17 protein-coding genes are annotated in these 20065 nt (G+C 60.4%); 5 read left to right on the forward strand and 12 right to left on the reverse strand.

Translation table 11 applies throughout. The features are described 5' to 3' along the window. Nucleotides 1-94 precede the first annotated feature (94 nt). Nucleotides 95-385 carry a DUF3509 domain-containing protein gene (locus tag F2S13_RS08675; protein WP_166360059.1) on the reverse strand — a complete coding sequence of 97 codons (291 nt, stop codon included), beginning with the start codon at nucleotides 383-385 and terminating at the stop codon, nucleotides 95-97. A gap of 125 nt (nucleotides 386-510) precedes the next feature. Between F2S13_RS08675 and F2S13_RS08680 the strand changes: the two genes are divergently transcribed. After that, nucleotides 511-1173 carry a response regulator gene (locus tag F2S13_RS08680; protein WP_246237810.1) on the forward strand — a complete coding sequence of 221 codons (663 nt, stop codon included), beginning with the start codon at nucleotides 511-513 and terminating at the stop codon, nucleotides 1171-1173. Here F2S13_RS08680 and F2S13_RS08685 read toward each other — a convergent pair. From F2S13_RS08685 to xerD, 6 genes are all read right to left on the reverse strand, one after another. After that, nucleotides 1140-2393, reverse strand: a complete 1254-nt coding sequence (locus tag F2S13_RS08685; protein ID WP_166360061.1) for an EAL domain-containing response regulator — start codon at nucleotides 2391-2393, stop codon at nucleotides 1140-1142. The two genes, F2S13_RS08680 and F2S13_RS08685, sit on opposite strands and share 34 nt — an antisense overlap. 86 nt (nucleotides 2394-2479) lie before the next feature. Next, the gene (locus tag F2S13_RS08690; RefSeq protein ID WP_246237812.1) at nucleotides 2480-6070 is read right to left on the reverse strand and encodes an ATP-binding protein; all 3591 of its coding nucleotides are present in this window, start codon (nucleotides 6068-6070) and stop codon (nucleotides 2480-2482) included. Nucleotides 6071-6206: 136 nt separating this feature from the next. Beyond that, on the reverse strand, nucleotides 6207-7616 hold the full coding sequence (thrC, locus tag F2S13_RS08695; RefSeq protein ID WP_166360062.1) for a threonine synthase: 1410 nt from the start codon (nucleotides 7614-7616) through the stop codon (nucleotides 6207-6209). 27 nt (nucleotides 7617-7643) lie between these two features. After that, nucleotides 7644-8948 carry a homoserine dehydrogenase gene (locus F2S13_RS08700; RefSeq protein WP_166360063.1) on the reverse strand — a complete coding sequence of 435 codons (1305 nt, stop codon included), beginning with the start codon at nucleotides 8946-8948 and terminating at the stop codon, nucleotides 7644-7646. A gap of 138 nt (nucleotides 8949-9086) precedes the next feature. After that, the gene (dsbC, locus tag F2S13_RS08705) at nucleotides 9087-9812 is read right to left on the reverse strand and encodes a bifunctional protein-disulfide isomerase/oxidoreductase DsbC (protein WP_166360064.1); all 726 of its coding nucleotides are present in this window, start codon (nucleotides 9810-9812) and stop codon (nucleotides 9087-9089) included. Between the two features lie 159 nt (nucleotides 9813-9971). Further along, nucleotides 9972-10868 carry a site-specific tyrosine recombinase XerD gene (xerD, locus tag F2S13_RS08710; protein WP_166360065.1) on the reverse strand — a complete coding sequence of 299 codons (897 nt, stop codon included), beginning with the start codon at nucleotides 10866-10868 and terminating at the stop codon, nucleotides 9972-9974. 92 nt (nucleotides 10869-10960) lie between these two features. Between xerD and F2S13_RS08715 the strand changes: the two genes are divergently transcribed. Next, nucleotides 10961-12766 (forward strand): cation:proton antiporter, encoded by a 1806-nt coding sequence (locus F2S13_RS08715; RefSeq protein ID WP_166360066.1) that lies wholly within the window; start codon nucleotides 10961-10963, stop codon nucleotides 12764-12766. An 80-nt stretch (nucleotides 12767-12846) separates the two neighbouring features. Here the strand turns inward: F2S13_RS08715 and rplS are convergent, their stop codons facing one another. The 5 genes from rplS to ffh all read right to left on the reverse strand — a co-directional run bounded on the left by rplS (nucleotide 12847) and on the right by ffh (nucleotide 16405). Next, the gene (gene rplS / locus F2S13_RS08720) at nucleotides 12847-13197 is read right to left on the reverse strand and encodes a 50S ribosomal protein L19 (protein ID WP_166360067.1); all 351 of its coding nucleotides are present in this window, start codon (nucleotides 13195-13197) and stop codon (nucleotides 12847-12849) included. A 42-nt stretch (nucleotides 13198-13239) separates the two neighbouring features. Further along, nucleotides 13240-13992 (reverse strand): tRNA (guanosine(37)-N1)-methyltransferase TrmD, encoded by a 753-nt coding sequence (gene trmD, locus F2S13_RS08725; RefSeq protein WP_166360068.1) that lies wholly within the window; start codon nucleotides 13990-13992, stop codon nucleotides 13240-13242. 3 nt (nucleotides 13993-13995) lie between these two features. Beyond that, complete coding sequence (gene rimM / locus F2S13_RS08730) at nucleotides 13996-14532, reverse strand: ribosome maturation factor RimM (protein WP_166360069.1); 537 nt, start codon at nucleotides 14530-14532, stop codon at nucleotides 13996-13998. Nucleotides 14533-14537: 5 nt separating this feature from the next. Next, nucleotides 14538-14789, reverse strand: a complete 252-nt coding sequence (rpsP, locus tag F2S13_RS08735) for a 30S ribosomal protein S16 (protein ID WP_010220247.1) — start codon at nucleotides 14787-14789, stop codon at nucleotides 14538-14540. Nucleotides 14790-15028: 239 nt separating this feature from the next. Further along, complete coding sequence (ffh, locus tag F2S13_RS08740) at nucleotides 15029-16405, reverse strand: signal recognition particle protein (RefSeq protein ID WP_166360070.1); 1377 nt, start codon at nucleotides 16403-16405, stop codon at nucleotides 15029-15031. A 199-nt stretch (nucleotides 16406-16604) separates the two neighbouring features. Between ffh and F2S13_RS08745 the strand changes: the two genes are divergently transcribed. From F2S13_RS08745 to F2S13_RS08755, 3 genes are all read left to right on the forward strand, one after another. Beyond that, nucleotides 16605-17417, forward strand: a complete 813-nt coding sequence (locus F2S13_RS08745; protein ID WP_166360071.1) for a cytochrome C assembly family protein — start codon at nucleotides 16605-16607, stop codon at nucleotides 17415-17417. A gap of 12 nt (nucleotides 17418-17429) precedes the next feature. Beyond that, the gene (locus tag F2S13_RS08750) at nucleotides 17430-18677 is read left to right on the forward strand and encodes a transporter associated domain-containing protein (protein WP_166360072.1); all 1248 of its coding nucleotides are present in this window, start codon (nucleotides 17430-17432) and stop codon (nucleotides 18675-18677) included. A gap of 66 nt (nucleotides 18678-18743) precedes the next feature. Then, complete coding sequence (locus F2S13_RS08755; RefSeq protein WP_166360073.1) at nucleotides 18744-20060, forward strand: MFS transporter; 1317 nt, start codon at nucleotides 18744-18746, stop codon at nucleotides 20058-20060. Nucleotides 20061-20065: the final 5 nt, after the last annotated feature.

A 20065-nucleotide genomic window follows, 5' to 3' on the forward strand; every position in this document is an offset into this window, starting at 1 on the left:
TAATGTCCGATACGACAGGCAATCCGCATCGGAGCTCAATGCGTATCCCCTGCCCTTGCAGCATAGGAGTACCGCATTGCCCGAAGGTTCCCTGTCAGGCTAACGACAGGGTAAAGGACTTGCTTTGCACGACGTTGCGCAGGGCTGCAATGACGCAGGGCTGCAATCGCCCTTCGGCGATCAGCAGATCGCGATGCAGGCCATCGACAACGTCGGTCAACAGACGCTTGTCTTGCAGTTGATAGAAACTGAACGTTCGCTCAAGCACAATGGCGCCTGAGGAAGTGGCGAGTGTCAGTTGACACTTACCGGGCAAATCCGATGGGTGCAGCGTGACCTGATAGGGTGTCAGTGCTTCGTTTAGCAACAAGCTGATGCTTTCCATCTTGTTCACCATTCACGTGTCCGAAATCAAAGGTGCTGCGCAGTCGCGTTATCACTGAGCATGCTCGCTGAATATGACAAATTGAATTCGCTCGTCAGATATACATGGTTATGTGGAGCCACCCTTTGACCCTCCCCCGCACCACCCCGTTACGCATCGTACTGGCAGACGATCACCCGATCTTCCGCATCGGCCTGCGGGCAGTCCTCGAGCAGATACCTGAGGTGACCGTGGTCGGCGAAGCCGGCAGCCCGCTCGAATTGATGACGCAATTGCAGGCTACGGACTGCGATGTGCTGATTACCGACTTCATGATGCCGTTCAAACACCAGAACGACGGTTTGAAGCTGTTGGAGCAGATTCGCCGCCACCACCCAGGATTGCCGATACTGGTGGTGACCATGCTCAACAACGCCGGATTGTTTCGAGCAATGCTGGCGATTGGCGTGGCAGGCGTGCTGAGCAAGGCCAGCCTGGCCAATGAATTGCCCCAGGCTATCGGGCACCTGCGACGGGGCAACACTTACCTTTCCGACTCGGTGCAACGGCAGCTGCTGCAGGATGGCGAAGTCCGCCCGGATCAGGCACTTGCCCAGGAGCCGCTTTCGCCCAGGGAGCTGGAGGTCATGCGGTTGCTGGCTGCAGGCCATACGGTCGGCCAGATCGCCGCCCTGCTCAACCGCAGCAAGCAAACGGTCAGCAGCCAAAAGGTCAGTGCCATGCGCAAGTTAGGTGTGCCCAACGATGCCGCGCTCTACATCCGTCTGCAGGAACTGGGCATGAGCTGATCAATGGGCCGGTTGCAGAAGCCTTCGCGGTCAGCTATCCAGCGCTTGAGGTGATTGCCATCCATCGGACGGGCAATGAAATACCCCTGTATGACGGGACTGCCCAATGCCTTGATTGAAAGCAGGTCCTGGACTGTCTCGACACCTTCGACCACGACCTTGAGGTCCATGCGCCGGGCCATCATCAGGGCTCCGGCCACCACCGCGGCCTTCCTGCCATCATTGGCCATGCCGCGAATGAATTCGCTGGGCAGTTTCAATTCGCTGAATGGCAATTCCAGCAGGCGTTGCAGGTTGGAATCGCCCATGCCGAAGTCATCGATCGACAACTGGCATCCCGATATGCGCAGGCGCAGCAAACCCTCCAGCTGTGCAATATCCAGTGCGCATTGCGCCGATTCGATGATTTCCAGGGTCAGTGCGTTGGCCGGCACGCCATGGCGTTCGAGCGCCGCGGTGACTTGCCGGGTGAAATCCTCATGTTCCAGCAACCGAGGCGATATGTTCACTGCCACAGGCAGAGCGTCGCCATTGTCCAGCCGATGCCCGGCGCTGAACGCGAGGGTTTGATCGAGCACATGCCAGGTCATGGTCGCCAGCAGGCCGGCCTGCTCGATCATTGGCAGGAACTGCCTGGGTGTCAGCAACCCCAACGTGGGATGTTGCCAGCGCACCAGCGCTTCGACCCCCACCAGCGTGCCCTCGAAGCAGACTTTGGGTTGATAGTGCACGACCCATTGGCTGAGGGTGAGTTCGAACTGTTCGGGTCGCAACGCTTGCAGATCGGGCACGCCGCTCTGCGGAGCAACCGCTTTCACCGGTTGGGGTTCAGGTGTTTCGTGCAGATACTGCTCAAGCAGTTTGCGCAAGGAGGCAGCGCAGGCAGGTTTCTGCAAGCTGCCCAACACCCTGAGCCCCAATTGCCGGGCCAACTGGCTCACGTTGTCGAGCACATTGCGCTCGGCACCACTCAGAACGATCAATGCACCGGCAAGGCCCTCATTGGCCAGATGCTGTATCAGCGCCAGGCCATCGGCGTCGGGCATCTGCAAATCGCAGATGGCCACATCGACACGCCCCCGCCGCTCCAGCGACCGGCAGGCGGACTCAACGCTCTCGGCGGTCAACACATCGAAGACGCCATTGGCGTTGAGCATCTGATGCAAGGCCATCAGTTGAAACGGGTGATCTTCAAGAATCAGGACCTTGAGTGATTGCATAGGACTCTCCGCAGTTACCGCCGTGGACCACGCCACAGGTCCGTGCACTCTAGAAAAAGCCCTGAGGACAACCCATAGGACAAGTCCTAAATCTCTTGAGAGTTTTCCGCCAACGCAATCGCGATATCAGCCTGCAACTGCCGAATGACCGTTTCGAGCGTCGTCCATTGTAGGCTCGGGATGTCGGCCGGATGCTCTCGGCAAAAGGCATCCAGCTCGGTACAGGCACGCGCCAGAGGAACGGCATCGATCAGGCAGGCCGCCCCCTTCAGGCGATGCAATGAGGCCCTGATGGGCTCCCCGGCCCGCTCTTCGATAGCTGTGGTCAAGGCGGTGTGCTCCTGATCGAGGTTCTTGTGCAGTTCCAGCAACATTTGCTGCAGGACCGGCGTGTTGGCCTGGGTCATCTGCCGCAGTACACGCATATCGAACGACAACGGCGCCGTGAACTGCTGTATCACCTGGGCCAATCGATCAAGTTCGACCGGCTTGACCAGCAGCTCATCCATACCCGCGTCGAGACAGCGGGCACGCTCCTGCTTCAGGGCATTGGCCGTACAGCCGACGATTGCCACCGGCTTTCGATACTCGAGCTTTTCGATGCTGCGGATACCCTGGGCCAACGCATATCCATTCATGCCCGGCATGTTGCAGTCAGTGAGCACCAGATCGAAGGTCTGGATTTGCCAGGCCTCCAATGCCGCCTGCGCATCGCCGAACACCAGGACCTCATGGCCAAGGAACTCAAGCTGCTGGGCCAGGACCAGGCGACTGACAGAAAGGTCATCGATCACCAGGACACGTCGCGCAGGCACCGACGGCCGCACCGCCGCAAGCCCCGGATCAGCGCATGCCACCCGGCTCGCCACGGCCAGCGCAAGCTCGATACTGACCTGCGTGCCTTGCCCGGGCACGCTGTTCAGTTCGATTCGCCCGCTCATCAATTCGATCAGTTGCTTGCAAATACTCAAGCCCAGGCCCGATCCGCCATATTCGGATGCCGACTGGGGAGTTGCCTGGACAAAGGGTTTGAAGATCCGGGCCTGTTGCTCCGGACTGATACCGATGCCGTCGTCCTGTACGCCAATACGCAAGCTCACCTGGGCCTTGCCAACGGCGACACGACTCACCGTCACGCGTACCTGGCCCTGGTGCGTGAACTTGATGGCATTGCTCAGCAGGTTGACCAGTACCTGACGCAGGCGCATGGCGTCGAACCAGTAACTGCCCTCGGCTTCGGGCGAAAAGTCCAGGGTCAGGCCAAGCCCCTTTTCGCCAGCCTGCACCCGGAACTGTTCGACGATGCCTGCGAAGAATGGCCGCAGTGCCAATGCTTCAAGCGACAACTGCATGCTGCCCGCTTCGATCCTGGCCAGGTCCAGGCTGTCGCCGATCAAGGCGATCAATTCGCGGGCCGACTGGTGGGCAACTTCCAGCGCCTGGGACGGCTGCAGTCCCTGTGCCCGGGCATTTTCCCGCTCCAGCTCGAGCAGGCCGATAATGACCGCCATGGGTGTACGAATTTCATGGCTCATGGTCGCAAGGAATGCGCTTTTGGCCTGGTTGGCCTGCTCTGCCTGCTGACGTGCGTCTTGCAATGCAGCTTCGAGTTGCTTGCGTTCGCTGATATCGATCCAACCGCCGAGCAACCCCTGTAGTTGGCCGTCGGCACGATAGAACGGCACGGTCCATTGCCAGGCATGGATCCGGCGCCCGGCGATCTGGATCTGCCGATCGGCAAAAACCGGCTTGGGGTTTTTCAGCAACGCCAGGTAGTCGGCGTGCATCTGCGCAGCCTCACTCACCGGAATGACATCGATATCGGGCAACGTGCGGCCTTTGATAGCGTCGAGGCTGAGCGAAAAGCATTCTTCGTAGCTCTTGTTGCAGGAAATCAATCGCCCTTGCAGGTCGCGAACATAAATCGGATTGGGTATGCCATCGAGCAACGCCCTTTTGAACGCGAGCTGGTCATTGAGGGCTTCTTCGGCCTCTTCGCGTTGACGGATTTGCACCCTCAGCCGACTGCTCCACACCAGGGAGGCCAGGCCAAACAGGAGGGCCGCCGCCACGGCCCAGTAAAGCCATGGGGCAATGCGTTGCCAGACAGGTGCCGGAGTCGTCACGGCGCCCAGCCACTTCATGCGCATCGCACGCATCTCGGCAACCGGAAACGCTTCCAGAGCCTTGTTGAGAATGCTCGCCAGTTCCGGCTGAGCGGTGCTGACCGCAAAGCGATCCGCAGCCCATTTACCTTCGACACTGCGTCCGACCTTGAGCGCACCACCGGGCTCACGCCCTACCGCCCGGTATGCGCCGATTTCACTGTCGATCGTCGCATCGGCCCCACCGCTGCGCACTCGCTCAAGGGCTTCTTGCAGCGAGTCCACCAGGAGCAGCCTGATCTCGGGGTGCTCGCGTTGAATCGTGGCTTGCAGCGCATGCTCGGCAGGCAAGGCCAGGACACGCCCCGACAGGTCGTGCAATGAACTCAAGGCGATATCCGCTGGGCGAACAATGAAAACCCAGCTCTGCCCGCCGAAGGAATGGGTGAAACTCAGAAAAGCGCGACGGTCGCGCGTATCGCTGAGGGTGGTGTTCATGTCTGCCTGGCCGCTTTGAAGCAGGTTCAGGCTCTGCGCAATGGACGAAGATGGTTTGTAGACGAACTGCAGGCCGGTCATTTGCGAAATCGTCGCCAGAACGTCGTTGTTGAGTCCGACCCAAGCCTGACGTTCGTCACGAAAAAGGTAAGGGGCATATTGGGTCGCGGCCACCACCACCTGTGGGTGCTGGCCAATCCAGGCCCGCTCCGCATCAGTGAGCGTAACCCTTTGCTGGCCGATGTCCGAGCCCAGCCCCAAGGTCCAGCGCCCGAAAATTTCCCGGCGTAGCGGCTCATCGATGCTGGCCAGGGCACGATCGATCATTGCCCCCAAAGGCTTGTCGCTGGCGCGCGTGGCGAACGCGAAACCAATGGGCGGCAAGGCGCTCGGGCCGGAAATGTGCAGTCGTATGTATGGCCGCAGTGCCAGATAGGCGCGGATGATCACCTCATTGCCGATTAAGGCGTCCACTTCACCTTGATTGAGCGCCTCGAAGCCGCTGAAGAGGTTGGGCGCAACAATGATTTCGCTGCCCGGATACCTGCGGTGGACCACGCGGGTATCGGCATAACCGTCCAGCAAGACGATTTTCTTCCCGGCCAGGTTCATGTGGGCCGGGTTGTCGTTGCTGCGGGTGACCACCATCGAGCGGTCCGGCATGTAGTCGGAGGAGAACGCCAGACCCGGCACGCTGCGCTCGAACCCATTGGCACTGGTGAGAATATCGATGGCCCCGCTGTGCAATGCCTCGATGGCCTCCTCGCGCCTGGCATAGCCGAGCACCCGTGTCTGCGCACCCAGGCGCCGGGCCACCAGGCTCAGGTAATCGGCGCTGATTCCCTGGTACCGGTTACGGTCGATGGTAATGTCCACCGGCTCGTAATCGGCAATCGAGATGCCGATGCGCAACACCCGATTGCGCTCCAGCCATTGCTGTTCATCGCTGTCCAGGGCCATGGGTTCGAGTTCGGCGAACGGCTGAACCAGGGTGAATGGCAGACTCTGTGCAGCCTGGGCGAATAGCCCGGGGTAAATGAGCAACAGGCACAGGACGGCTCTCGCCAAAGGCAATGCCCAGTATCCGTTGGTAACCGCATCCCTCGACAACGTCGTATCCATCCCTTGATCAAAAACCGACAGCAGTGTGGCACGTAGAAAAGAAAAAGCCCGTCAGGAGACGGGCTTTATGTGTTGCAGATCGAGTCAATCAGAGCGGCTTGCCACGGTTGCCATGCTGGCTGACAAAGCCCTGGATGGCCTTGAGATCATTTGGCAGGACCGTGCACTTCTCGTCGCGCTCGAAAAGATCGGACAGATGCACCGGCAGCTCGAGTGCCTTGCCAACGCCGGCTTTTTCCACCGCTTCCGGGAACTTGACCGGATGCGCAGTGCCGAGCACGACCATCGGGATGTCCAGGCTGCGACGGCATTCGCGTGCGGCCTTGACCCCGATCGCGGTGTGCGGATCGAGGATTTCGCCGGTTTGCGCATAGACGTCGGCGATGGTTTCGCAGGTTTGCTCGTCATCGACAGCCAGCGAATCGAACAGCTTGCGGGCTTCGGTCCAGCGATCCTGGTCGACGCTGAAGCCGCCACCCTGCTTGAAGTTGTCCATCAAACCGGCAATGGCCGCGCCGTTGCGCCCGTGCAGGTCGAACAGCAGGCGTTCGAAGTTCGACGAGACCATGATGTCCATCGACGGCGACAGCGTCGCGTGCAAGGTTTCCTTGACGTACTGGTTGCCGCTCATGAAGCGATGCAGGATGTCGTTGCGGTTGGTCGCGACGATCAGCTGGCTGATCGGCAGGCCCATGTTGCGCGCCAGGTAACCAGCGAAGATATCGCCGAAGTTGCCGGTCGGTACCGAGAACGCCACCGAGCGCGACGGGCCGCCCAGCTGCAGGGCCGCATGGAAGTAGTAGACGATCTGGGCCATGATCCGCGCCCAGTTGATCGAGTTCACGGCGACCAGACGGGTGCCCTTGAGGAAGCCCTGGTCGGCGAAGCTGGCCTTGACCATTTCCTGGCAGTCGTCGAAGTTCCCTTCGACAGCGATGTTGTGGATGTTCTCGCCGAAGATGGTGGTCATCTGCCGACGCTGAACCTCCGACACACGCTGGTGCGGGTGCAGGATGAAGATGTCGACGTTTTCGCAACGGCGGCAGCCTTCGATCGCCGCCGAACCTGTGTCGCCACTGGTGGCGCCGAGGATCACCACGCGCTCGCCGCGCTTTTCCAGCACGTAGTCGAGCAGGCGGCCGAGCAGTTGCAGGGCGAAGTCCTTGAACGCCAGGGTCGGGCCGTGGAACAGCTCGAGCACCCACTCATTGCCGTTCAGCTGACGCAGCGGCGCGACCGCAGCGTGGGCGAACTCGCCGTAGGTTTCCTCGAGAATCTTTTTGAAGTCGGCATCCGGAATGCTGCCGGTGACGAACGGGCGCATGACCCGGAACGCCAGCTCGTGATACGGCAGGCCGGCCCAGGAAGCGATTTCTTCCTGGGTGAAGCGCGGCAGGTTTTCCGGCACGTAAAGGCCGCCATCGCTGGCGAGACCAGCCAGCAGCACGTCCTCGAAATTCAGGGCCGGTGCCTGGCCGCGGGTACTGATATAACGCATGACCAATTCCTCTAAACCAAATACCGCTTAATTCAGTTGTTCGACGCGGATGCGTACGACACTGCCAACCACGTCCTGCAAGGCTTCCAGGGCGGTGATGGCGTCGTTCATGCGCTGTTCGATCACGCGGTGAGTCAGCAGGATCATCGGCACCAGACCGTCCTGTTCTTCGACTTCCTTCTGCATGATCGATTCGATGTTGATGCCGCGCTCGGACAGGATGCTTGCCACCTGGGCCAGCACGCCCGGGTGATCCTTGGCTTGAATGCGCAGGTAGTACGCGCTTTCGCAGGCCTCGATCGGCAGGATCGGGTGCGCCGACAGCGAGTCGGGCTGGAAGGCCAGGTGCGGTACGCGGTTTTCCGGGTCCGAGGTCATCGCCCGGACCACGTCGACCAGGTCGGCCACCACGGAGGATGCGGTCGGCTCCATGCCGGCACCGGCGCCGTAGAACAGGGTCGAACCTGCCGCGTCACCGTTGACCATCACGGCGTTCATCACGCCATTGACGTTGGCGATCAGGCGATCGGCCGGGATCAGGGTCGGATGCACGCGCAATTCGATGCCGCTGTCGGTGCTGCGAGCAACGCCCAGGTGCTTGATGCGATAGCCCAGCGCTTCGGCGTAGTTGACGTCGGCGGTGGTCAGTTTGGTGATGCCTTCGGTGTAGGCCTTGTCGAATTGCAGCGGGATACCGAATGCGATCGAGGCCAGGATGGTCAGCTTGTGCGCTGCATCGATGCCTTCGACGTCGAAGGTCGGATCTGCTTCGGCGTAGCCCAGCGCCTGGGCTTCGGCCAGGACGTCTTCGAAGGTCCGGGCCTTTTCGCGCATTTCGGTGAGGATGAAGTTACCGGTGCCGTTGATGATGCCCGCCACCCAGTTGATACGGTTGGCCGACAGGCCTTCGCGAATCGCCTTGATCACGGGAATGCCGCCTGCCACTGCGGCTTCGAAGGCCACGATCACGCCCTTCTCGCGGGCCTTGGCGAAGATTTCGTTGCCGTGAACGGCGATCAGCGCCTTGTTCGCGGTGACCACGTGCTTGCCGTTCTCGATGGCCTTGAGGACCAGTTCGCGGGCAACGGTATAGCCGCCGATCAGCTCGATGACGATATCGATTTCGGGATTGCTCGCAACGTCGAACACATCCGCGGTAATGGGGGTACCGGTAATCTGGCAGTTCGGGTTAGGCGAACGCATGGCAATTTGTGCCACTTCGATACCACGCCCGGCACGGCGGGCGATCTCCTCGGCGTTACGCTGAAGTACATTGAAGGTACCGCCACCGACGGTCCCCAACCCACAGATGCCTACTTTGACCGGTTTCACTGTGAACTCCCCATGAAACGGCCGACGCGAAGTCGGCCGTGAAAACTACCGCAGACTACTATGCGGCTCGCTGTTGAATGGCCTGGCGGTCAATCCGCCAGACCGTGCTCGCCAGGGACATGCCCTGACGAGGCAGAATTACTTGGCTGCCAGCGCCAGTTTGGCAACTTGCGGCGCCGGCTGGTAGCCCGGAATCACCTGACCGCTCTCCAAAACGATGGCCGGTGTACCGCTGACGCCAATCGACTGGCCCAGCTGGAATTGCTTGCTGACCGGATTGGCGCATTTGGCTGCCTTGATTTCCTTGCCGTCGATCATCTTGTTCAGTGCCGCCTTGCGGTCACTGGAACACCAGACCGCCTGCAATTGCTGGTCACCTTCAGAGCCCAGCCCCTGACGCGGGAACGCGACGTAGCGGACTTCGATGCCCAGGCGATTCAGCTCAGGGACCTCGGCGTGCAATTTATGGCAGTACGGGCAGGTGGTGTCGGTGAAGACGGTGATATGCGATTTGGTCTCGCCCACGGCCGGAAACACGACCATTTCCGCGCTCGGAATGCCATTGATGGTCTTGGCAATCGCCTGGCGCTCGGTCTTCTCGGTCAGGTTGACTGGCTTGCCATCCTGAATCTGGTACAGGTAACCCTGCATCACGAACTGACCGTCGGCACTGGCGTACAGCACCCGACCGCCCTTGAGCTTGACTTCGTACAGACCATTGAGCGGGCTGGCGGCCACGCTGTCGACCGGCACTTCCAGTTGCAGGGTTTCGAGGGTCTTGCGAATGGTTTGCTCGGCGTCATTGGCCATGGCAAAGCTGCTGACCAGGGCAATGGCAGCGGCAAAAATTCGGGTCACACGCATGAGAACTCCTAAAAGGCGGACGTGGGGCCAGCCGTACTACGGCCGTGCACAAAAATGGTGCACATTCAATGCCCCCCGTACAAACCGGTCAAGCCTACCACATTCGTCTGGCGGGGCCGACTGCGACTGTAACAACAACTGTGCGCCCGGGCCCCGGTCTCAACCGCGCGGATGATGCCGGGCATGCAGGTCCTGCAGACGGGCACGCGCCACATGGGTATAGATCTGGGTCGTGGACAGATCACTGTGGCCCAACAGCATTTGCACCACCCGCAGGTCGGCGCCATGGTTGAGCAAGTGGGTGGCGAAGGCATGGCGCAAGGTATGCGGTGACAGCGTCTTGCTGATACCGGCGACCTGGGCCTGATGCTTGATCCGGTGCCAGAAGGTTTGCCGGGTCATCTGCTCGCCGCGCTGACTGGGGAACAACACATCGCTGGGGCGCCCGCCAAGCAAGTCGTTGCGACCATCGCGCAAGTAGCGTTCGACCCAGACCACCGCCTCCTCTCCCATCGGCACCAGCCGCTCCTTGCTGCCCTTGCCCATGACGCGCAACACGCCCTGACGGAGATTGACCTGGTCCAGGGTCAGGCTGACCAGTTCGGTCACGCGCAGGCCGCAGGCATACAGCACCTCGAGCATTGCCCGGTCACGCTGACCGATCGGCTCGCTCAAGTCCGGCGCCAGCAACAGCGCTTCGACGTCGGCTTCCGACAAGGACTTGGGCAACGGCCGGCCCAGTTGCGGCATCTCGATCTGTAGGGTCGGATCGACGCCGATCAATTTTTCCCGCAGCAAGTAACGATAGAAGCCGCGCACGCCAGAGAGAAAACGGGCCGTGGAACGGGGCTTGTAGGCTTGCTCCAGGCGCCAGGCCAGATGGTCGAGAATCATCTCGCGACCGGTGTCGATCAACTCAACCCCTTGCTCCCGCAGCCAGCCATGGAACAGTGCCAGGTCGCTGCGATAGGCCTCGCGCGTGTTATCGGAAAGACCTTTCTCCAGCCACAGGGCATCGAGGAATTGATCGATCAGCGGGTGTTCAATAGCGGGCATAAAAACTCGAAGGCACAAGGGTTCGCGAAAAATTAGAGAAAGGACGAAGCCGGCACTAGTCTTCCATAACGCAGCCAGCTTAGGGAGCAAGAATGAGCGAAGATCAGATTTTGCTGGCATTCGGGGGAATCGGGGCTGCGGCACTGGGCTGCCAATGGCTCGCCTGGCGGTTGAAACTTCCTGCGATCCTGTTCCTGTTGCTCAGCGGCATACTCGCCGGTCCAGTCCTGGGCCTGCTTGACCCTCAAGCGCTGTTCGGCCCGCTGCTGATGCCATTGGTCTCACTGTCAGTGGCACTGGTGCTGTTCGAAGGCAGCCTGACCCTGCACCTTTCCGAATGGCGCGACGTCGGAACCGTGGTGCGTCGCCTGGTGACCATTGGCGCTCTGGCGACCTGGGCAGTGATTACCCTGGCCACCCATTGGCTGCTGGGTTTCGACTGGATGCTCGCGCTGCTGTTCGGCACCCTGACCCTGGTGACCGGTCCGACCGTGATCGTCCCCATGCTGCGAGTGGTACGGCCCAAGGCGACCATTGCCAGCATTCTGCGCTGGGAAGGCATTGTCATCGACCCGATCGGCGCCTTGCTGGCGGTCGTGGTCTACAGCTTCATCATTGCCAGCGCCACCGGCGAAGGACTGAGCCACAGCCTGCTGGTTTTCGCCGGGGTGATTCTCTGTGGCAGTCTGTTCGGCGCCGTCGGTGGCTGGGTGCTCGGGCAGATCATCCGCCGTCAATGGCTGCCGGAATACCTGCACAACCTGGCGACGCTGGCGACCGTGCTCGGCATCTTCATTGGAGCCAACAAGGTCATGCACGAATCGGGGCTGCTGGCGGTGACCATCATGGGCATGGGGCTTGCCAACATGAACGGCGTCGACGTCCGGCAAATCCTCCACTTCAAGGAGAACCTCAGCGTTCTGCTGATTTCCGGGCTGTTCATCCTCCTCGCCGCACGCCTGGACCTTCAGGCGATGCTGGGCCTGGGGCCGGCGGTATTGGCGCTGCTGTTGGTGATACAGCTGATTGCCCGGCCATTGAACGTGGCGATCTGTACCGCTGGCTCGAACCTGGGTTGGCGTGAGCGGGCACTGCTGGCCTGGATTGCTCCTCGAGGTATTGTCGCCGCTGCCGTGTCGGCCATTTTCGCCATCCGCCTCCATGAAACCGGGCATGCAGGCGCCCTGCTGCTGGTACCGCTGACCTTCGCCGTGATCATCGGCACCGTGGTGCTGCAGAGTGCCACGGCCAGGCCCCTGGCGCGCTTGTTGAAAGTTGCGGAGCCGGCGCCCAGCGGCTTTCTGATCGTAGGCGCCAACCCTCCGGCGCGCGCCCTCGGCAAGGCGCTGCAGCAACTGGGCAGCCGCGTGCTGTTGACCGATTCCAGTTGGGAAAACATTCGCGCAGCGCGAATGGAAGAATTGCCGACCTACTTCGGCAATCCCGCATCGCAACATGCCGATGCCCACCTTGACCTGGTCGGCCTCGGCCACTTGCTGGGACTTTCACCGGCCGGCGAATTGAATACCCTGGCGTCCATGCGCTTTCGCCATGACTTTGGCCATCAGCGCCAGTTCGCCCTGGCCAGCGGCCTGGAATCCAGTCGAACCGATAAACACCGCGCCAGTGGCGAACACCGTGGACACTTCCTTGGCAGCCAGCCCCTGACCTATTCGCAACTGGCAAATCTACTCAACCAGGGGGCCGAACTCTACAGCACTCATCTGACCGACGGTTTTGGCTGGAATGACTATCAAGCCTTGCACGGCGATCGGGCGACACTGCTGTTCGCCCGTGACAACCAGGGTTGGGTGCATGTCTTCACACCCGATACCGCGTTGACACCAGGACCGGGCTGGACCCTGGTGTCACTGATCGAACAGGACGCCCCAGCCTGAAAAATTGCAGGCAACAAAAAAGCAGCCCGAAGGCTGCTTTTTTCTGCATCGCGGCCCCGTGACCGCTGGCAAAACTGGACTTAAGCCAGTTTTTCCTTGATGCGCGCTGCTTTACCGGACAGGTCACGCAGGTAGTACAGCTTGGCTTTACGCACGTCACCACGACGTTTCACGGCCATGCTGTCGATCTGCGGGCTGTAGGTCTGGAAAGTACGCTCTACGCCAACACCGTTGGAGATCTTGCGAACAGTGAAAGCACTGTTCAGACCACGGTTACGCTTGGCGATTACAACGCCTTCGAAGGCCTGCAGACGCGAACGATCACCTTCCTTCACTTTCACCTGAACGACGATGGTGTCGCCCGGGGCAAAGGTCGGGATCTCTTTGGTCATCTGCTCAGCTTCGATCTGCTGAATGATTTTGTTGGTCATGCTGTGCTCCTAAGGTAAATCGTCTGATCTACCATCGATACGTTAACTATCGTCCCGCTCACGGAGATACTCCGTCAGCAGCTTCTTCTCTTCTCCAGAAAGCGAGCGTCTTTCCAGAAGATCGGCGCGTCGTTCATAGGTCCTTCCAAGGGACTGCTGTAAACGCCATCGCCGGATATGTGCATGGTTGCCACTCAGCAACACGTCGGGAACACGCTGATCCGCATATACCTCCGGTCGGGTGTAATGCGGGCAATCAAGCAGACCATCCGTAAAGGAGTCTTCCTCGGCGGAGTCCGCATGCCCTAAAGCTCCGGGCAGCAGTCGTGTAACCGCATCGATCAGGACCATTGCCGGCAGCTCACCGCCAGACAGTACATAGTCGCCAATCGACCACTCTTCATCGACATGAGCCTGAATAAACCGCTCGTCGATGCCTTCATAACGACCTGCGATGAGAATCAACGATTCTGCATTCGCCAGTTCGCGTACCGCCGACTGATTCAGTTGACGGCCTTGCGGCGACAGATAAATTACCTTCGCTGCTTCCCCTGCTGCTTGCCTGGCCTGGACCAGAGCATCTTCGAGGGGCTTGATCTTCATCACCATCCCCGGACCACCGCCAAACGGCCGATCATCCACCGTATGGTGACGATCTATGGTGTAGTCCCGCGGATTCCAACAGGTCAGTTGCAACAACCCCTGCTTCACCGCGCGGCTGGTAATGCCATACTCGCTGATGGCCGAAAACATCTCGGGGAACAACGTAATGACTTCGACACGAAGGCTCGCCATCGTTTAGAAGTCCGCGTCCCATTCAACCTTCATTTCGCCTGCATTCAGGTCGATTGCCAGCACGCATTGCTCCGTATAGGGCAACAGACGCTCGCGATCATCCAGACTGCCTGCGCAAGGCTTGACCACCATTACATCGTTCGCGCCGGTCTCCAACAGGTGATCAATCTTGCCGAACAAGTGTCCGTCCTGATTGATGACTTTCAGATCTACCAACTGGTACCAGTAGTACTCGTCGCTAGGCAGGTTGGGCAAAAGGCTACGCGAGATCAGAATCTCATAACCGCTCAGAAGACGGGCTTCATCGCGATCGTCGAGGCCTTTGAGCTTGGCGACCAGGTCCTTTTGAGTGGAACGGCCACTGACCAGCTCTACCTGCTTCACCACGCCGTCACGCCGAAGCGTCCAGGTGCGGTAATCCAACAGGTTTTCAATCGGATCGGTAAAGGAATAAACCTTCACCTCGCCGCGAACGCCGTGAACCGAAAATATCTTGCCGACGACGATCAAGTCATCAGCGCTTTCTGGCGTCGCGTTCATATTGCTCAGGCGGCAGCCTTGGCAGCTTCCTTCAGCAGCTGAGCAACACGCTCAGACGGCTGTGCGCCAACGCTCAGCCAGTGAGCAACGCGGTCTTCCTTAACGGACAGGCGAACTTCCTGGCCACGAGCGATAGGGTTGAAGAAACCAACCTGTTCGATGTGCGAACCGGTAACCGGGTTACGCGAATCGGTCACGGTCAGGGTGTAGAATGGGCGCTTTTTAGAGCCACCACGGGCAAGACGGATGGTTAGCATTGAACATCGTTCCTGTAGTCGGTGCTGCAAATCATAATGCACAGCGGGCACACGGGTGCCCGAAAGGCCGCATATTCTCAAGGAATATACGGACTTTTGCAAATGCCATTTTCCGGCGCCGGACGGCGCACCAGGCAGATCTGCAATTTGAGCCACTGCAAGCAGTGGCAGGTAATCCCGCCGAGGCGGGGTTCGGATGACCAGCCACCCCCTACGGGCTGGCTGGCAATCTGAATTCTCTAGATTTTTGGCATGCCGCCGCCGGGCAACATTCCGCCCATGCCGCGCATCATTTTGGCCATGCCGCCCTTGGCGGTGAACTTCTTCATCATCTTCTGCATCTGCTTGTGCTGCTTGATCAAGCGACCGATGTCCTGCACCTGGGTGCCGGAACCCATGGCGATCCGACGCTTGCGCGAACCGCTGATCAGATCGGGGTCGCGGCGCTCGGCCGGGGTCATGGAATTGATGATGGCTTCCATCTGCTTGAACTGCTTCTCGGCCGCGTTCTGGGCGTTGCCCATTTGCGCCAGGTTCACGCCGCCCATGTTCGGCAGCTTGTCCATCAGACCGCCGAGGCCGCCCATGTTCTTCATTTGCTGCAGCTGGTCGCGGAAGTCTTCGAGGTCGAAGCCTTTGCCTTTCTTGAGCTTTTTGGCCAGCTTGTCGGCTTTGGCCTTGTCGAGGGTCTGCTCGGCCTGCTCGATCAGGCTGAGCACGTCGCCCATGCCCAGGATCCGCGAGGCGATACGGTCGGGGTGAAACGGCTCGAGCGCGTCGCTCTTTTCGCCCATACCGATGAACTTGATCGGCTTGCCGGTGATCGCACGGACCGACAGGGCGGCACCGCCACGGGCATCGCCGTCGACCTTGGTCAGGATGACACCGGTCAGCGGCAGCGCATCGCCAAAGGCCTTGGCCGTGTTGGCGGCGTCCTGGCCGGTCATGGCATCGACCACGAACAGGGTTTCGACCGGCTTGACCGCGGCGTGCAGGTCCTTGATCTCGGCCATCATTTCGGCGTCGATGTGCAAGCGACCGGCGGTATCGACGATGACCACGTCGATGAATTTGATTTTTGCTTCGCGAATGGCCGCTTCGGCAATGGCGACCGGCTTCTGGCTCAGGTCGGACGGGAAGAACGTCACGCCGATGTCGTTGGCCAGGGTTTCGAGCTGCTTGATTGCAGCCGGACGGTAGACGTCGGCCGACACCACCATCACGGACTTTTTCTTGCGCTCTTTAAGGAAGCGCGCCAGCTTGCCGGCGGTGGTGGTCTTGCCCGCACCCTGCAGGCCAGCCATCAGTACCACTGCAGGCGGCACGGCGTTGAGGGCGAGGTCTTCGTTGGCTGCGCCCATCAAGCCTTCGAGCTCGGCCTGGACGATCTTCACGAATGCCTGGCCCGGCGTCAGGCTGCGCGACACTTCGGTGCCGACAGCGCGCTCCTTGACCTTGTTGACGAAGTCCTTGACCACCGGCAAGGCGACGTCGGCTTCGAGCAAAGCCATACGCACTTCGCGCAACGTATCTTTAATGTTGTCTTCGGTCAGCTTGGCCTTGCCAGTCACATGGCGCAGCGTCTGCGAAAGACGGTCGGTCAGGTTTTCAAACATTCGTGATCCTTTCGGGCTCTGTCGAACCGAGGTTTATCAGCTGTTGCAAGCGCTCGCGGGGATGCTCGACGAGCCGGTGGCAAGGGCAGGTCGCCGATTATAGCGAAGACTCTGCCGCACGGACACCATACAGGCGTCTTTCGTGCCAGGCGGGTTCTATGCCAAACTCATCCCCTTTCGGGCTTGCCTAACAGGACTTATGCTCCCCTTGTCACCCAGTTTGCTACCCAGCCTCGCCGCCGCCTTCTTGTACGCCGCTGCGACGCTCTACCAAGGAATCCGTCTGGGACAGGGTTCCCGGGCCGATAAACGCCTGCTTGGACTGCTTGGCGCACTGGCGGTCGTGGGCCATGCCACGGCGCTGTTCTGGCAATTGCTGACCCCGCTGGGGCTGAGCCTGGACTTTTTCAGCGCCGCCAGTCTGATCGCCGTTGCCGTCATCACCCTGACATTGATCGCCTGCACGCAAATCCCGGTGGAAAACCTGCTGCTACTGTTATTCCCGCTGGGCGTGGCGACCACGCTGATCGCCCAGTTCGCCCCTACCGGCACCGTGCCCCTGATCAATGAGGAGCCGGGCATCCTGGCGCATATCCTGCTCTCGATCCTGGCCTATGGCATGTTTACCATTGCCGTGTTCCAGTCCCTGCTTCTGTTACTGCAGGACTACCAGCTCAAGCACAAGCATCCGTCGGGCCTGATCAAGAACTTCCCGCCACTGCAAACCATGGAAAGCCTGCTGTTCGGCTTCCTCTGGGCCGGCTGGAGCCTGCTCTCGACGTCGCTTATCTCGGGCTGGCTGTTCGTCGAGAACCTGTTCGCCCAGCACCTGGTGCACAAGACCCTGCTCGCTTGCCTGGCCTGGATCGTCTTCAGTGTGCTGCTGTGGGGTCGGTATCATCTCGGCTGGCGCGGCCACAAGGCTATCCGCTGGACCCTGGCGGGCTTCTGCCTCCTGATGTTGGCGTACTTCGGCAGCAAGCTGGTACGCGAATACATCCTGCACATCTGAAGGCCCGGGCCCATGGATAACTTACCCTTAGGCCCGGTACTCGGCGTCATGGCCCTGACCCTGCTCTGGTCGGCGCTGTTCACGGCAGTGGAAGCCGCACAAAACCATCTGGCAGCACAGCGCCCCAATAACCGCGCAGGCGACCGACCAAGACTCGAGGTAATGCTGCAAAGCCTGGTGCTGAGCAAGACCTTGTGCAACGTGGTGTCGGTAATCCTGGGTACCCTGCTGGCGATACACCTGTTGGACGCCAGGGGGCCCTGGCTGGCGGGGTTTGGCGCCACCTGCATCATCCTCACCTTTACCGAGTTTCTGCCGCGACTGCTCGCCAGCCGCCACCCGCAAGCCTTTATCAGCCTTGGCAACGGCCTGCTCAAGCCAGTGTTCAAAGCCATCTACCCACTGGCCTGGCCGTTCGAGTGCATTGCCAAGCTTGTGCTACGCCCCTTTACCGTGCAATCGGGTCCAATTGCCCAGCAGGACAACGACGACACGACCGGCAAGCTGCTCAACGAGCTCGCCAAGGATGCCAGGGCTCACAAACCTCAGCTGACCAACAGCATTCAGGCCCTGGACAAGATCACGGTCAACGACATCCTGGTGCCGCGCAGCGAAGTCGATGGCATCAACCTCGACGACCCGATCGAAGAAATCATCGAGCAATTGATCATCAGCCGGCACACCCGCCTGCCGGTCTTTCACAGCGACATCAACCAGGTCGAGGCAGTCCTCAACACCCGCCGGATCAGCCATCTGCTGCCCAGGGGCGAGCTGACCGTGGAGCAACTGCTGGCGGCCTGCTACGAACCTTATTTCGTCCCGGAAAGCACGCCACTTCAACTGCAGTTGCTCAATTTCCACAAGCAGCAGCGCCGTCTTGGCCTGGTGGTCGATGAATACGGGGAAGTCCAGGGCATTGTCACGCTGGAGGACATCCTCGAAGAAATCGTCGGCGAATTCGAGGACGAACACAGCCTCGATAACCCGCATATCCATCCATTGGCTGACGGCCGCTTCGTGATCGAAGGCGCGGTGTCGATCCGCGAGCTGAACAAATGCCTGGGCTGGCACCTGCCCTGTGATGGCCCCAAGACGCTGAATGGCCTGGTCACCGAAGCCCTGGAAAGCATTCCGGAAACCACGGTATGCCTGAAGATCGGTCGCTACCGCCTGGAAATCCTCGAGACCGAAGAAAACCGCGTCAGCCGCGTGCTGGTCTGGCAAACCGGCGCCCTGTCCCTGTCCGGCAGAAAGCGTTGAAGCCCGGTAGCGCGCTTCCTATACTCGAGCCACTTATGGACACGCTCGACTATCAGGGACTCGCACATGGCGACCAGCACCACCTATAACGACACCTCCGATACGCCACCGGCCAATTCCACCGCACGCGTCGCCACCGCCAGCTTCATCGGTACGGCCATCGAGTTCTACGACTTCTACGTTTATGCCACCGCCGCGGCGCTGGTGATCGGGCCGGTATTCTTTCCGCAGACGTCCGGCACCGCGCAGATGCTGTCGGCGTTCCTGACCTTCGGCATCGCCTTCCTCGCCCGCCCGCTGGGTTCTGCCCTGTTCGGCCACTTTGGCGACCGTATCGGTCGCAAATCGACACTGGTCGCTTCGCTGCTGTTGATGGGGATCTGCACGACACTGATTGGCGTGCTGCCTGGTTATGACAGCATCGGGGCCTGGGCGCCGATATTGCTGTGTGTGCTGCGCTTCGGCCAAGGCCTGGGCCTGGGTGGCGAATGGGGCGGTGCAGCCCTGCTCGCCACCGAGAACGCGCCCAAAGGCAAGCGCGCCTGGTTCGGCATGTTTCCACAACTGGGCCCTTCGATCGGCTTCCTCGCCGCCAACGGCCTGTTCCTGACGCTGGCCATGCTGCTGAGCGATGAACAGTTTCGTTCCTGGGGATGGCGTATTCCGTTTCTATTGAGTGCGGCGCTGGTCCTGGTCGGACTGTATGTGCGGCTCAAGCTGGAAGAGACCCCCATCTTCGCCAAGGCCGTCGAACGCCATGAACGCGTGAAAATGCCGGTGGTTGAGCTGTTCGCTCAATACTGGGCGCCCACGCTGCTGGGTGCCGCGGCGATGGTGGTCTGCTACGCCCTGTTCTATATCTCGACGGTGTTCTCGTTGAGTTATGGCGTCACGACCCTGGGCTACAGCCGGGAAACCTTCCTCGCCCTGCTGTGCTTCGCCGTGCTGTTCATGGCCGCAGCGACCCCGCTGTCGGCCTGGGCAAGCGACCGGTTCGGGCGCAAGCCGGTGTTGATCGTTGGCAGCGTGCTGGCGATTCTCTCGGGCTTTACCATGGAGCCGTTGCTGACCCATGGCTCGACGGCTGGCGTGGCCGTATTCCTGGCCATTGAGTTGTTCCTGATGGGCGTGACCTTCGCCCCCATGGGCGCCCTGCTGCCCGAACTGTTCCCCACCCACGTGCGCTATACCGGCGCATCGGCGGCCTACAACCTGGGGGGAATCGTTGGCGCATCGGCCGCACCGTTCTTCGCTCAGAAGCTGGTGGCGATGGGTGGCTTGAGCTGGGTGGGCGGGTATGTGTCGGTGGCGGCGTTGCTCAGCCTGGTTGCTGTGCTGTGCCTGAAGGAGACGCGGGAGAGCGATTTGAATCGTATCGCCTGATGCTT

The organism is Pseudomonas akapageensis, assembly GCF_011355085.1.
GTDB lineage: Bacteria > Pseudomonadota > Gammaproteobacteria > Pseudomonadales > Pseudomonadaceae > Aquipseudomonas > Aquipseudomonas akapageensis.

What these genes read in the sequence shown, in the direction of transcription:
- F2S13_RS08675 (WP_166360059.1), bottom strand. Translation starts at nt 385, where the DNA reads ATGGAAAGCATCAGCTTGTTGCTAAACGAAGCACTGACACCCTATCAG.
- F2S13_RS08685 (WP_166360061.1), bottom strand. Translation starts at nt 2,393, where the DNA reads ATGCAATCACTCAAGGTCCTGATTCTTGAAGATCACCCGTTTCAACTG.
- thrC (WP_166360062.1), bottom strand. Translation starts at nt 7,616, where the DNA reads ATGCGTTATATCAGTACCCGCGGCCAGGCACCGGCCCTGAATTTCGAG.
- dsbC (WP_166360064.1), bottom strand. Translation starts at nt 9,812, where the DNA reads ATGCGTGTGACCCGAATTTTTGCCGCTGCCATTGCCCTGGTCAGCAGC.
- xerD (WP_166360065.1), bottom strand. Translation starts at nt 10,868, where the DNA reads ATGCCCGCTATTGAACACCCGCTGATCGATCAATTCCTCGATGCCCTG.
- F2S13_RS08715 (WP_166360066.1), top strand. Translation starts at nt 10,961, where the DNA reads ATGAGCGAAGATCAGATTTTGCTGGCATTCGGGGGAATCGGGGCTGCG.
- rplS (WP_166360067.1), bottom strand. Translation starts at nt 13,197, where the DNA reads ATGACCAACAAAATCATTCAGCAGATCGAAGCTGAGCAGATGACCAAA.
- trmD (WP_166360068.1), bottom strand. Translation starts at nt 13,992, where the DNA reads ATGGCGAGCCTTCGTGTCGAAGTCATTACGTTGTTCCCCGAGATGTTT.
- rimM (WP_166360069.1), bottom strand. Translation starts at nt 14,532, where the DNA reads ATGAACGCGACGCCAGAAAGCGCTGATGACTTGATCGTCGTCGGCAAG.
- rpsP (WP_010220247.1), bottom strand. Translation starts at nt 14,789, where the DNA reads ATGCTAACCATCCGTCTTGCCCGTGGTGGCTCTAAAAAGCGCCCATTC.
- ffh (WP_166360070.1), bottom strand. Translation starts at nt 16,405, where the DNA reads ATGTTTGAAAACCTGACCGACCGTCTTTCGCAGACGCTGCGCCATGTG.
- F2S13_RS08745 (WP_166360071.1), top strand. Translation starts at nt 16,605, where the DNA reads ATGCTCCCCTTGTCACCCAGTTTGCTACCCAGCCTCGCCGCCGCCTTC.
- F2S13_RS08750 (WP_166360072.1), top strand. Translation starts at nt 17,430, where the DNA reads ATGGATAACTTACCCTTAGGCCCGGTACTCGGCGTCATGGCCCTGACC.
- F2S13_RS08755 (WP_166360073.1), top strand. Translation starts at nt 18,744, where the DNA reads ATGGCGACCAGCACCACCTATAACGACACCTCCGATACGCCACCGGCC.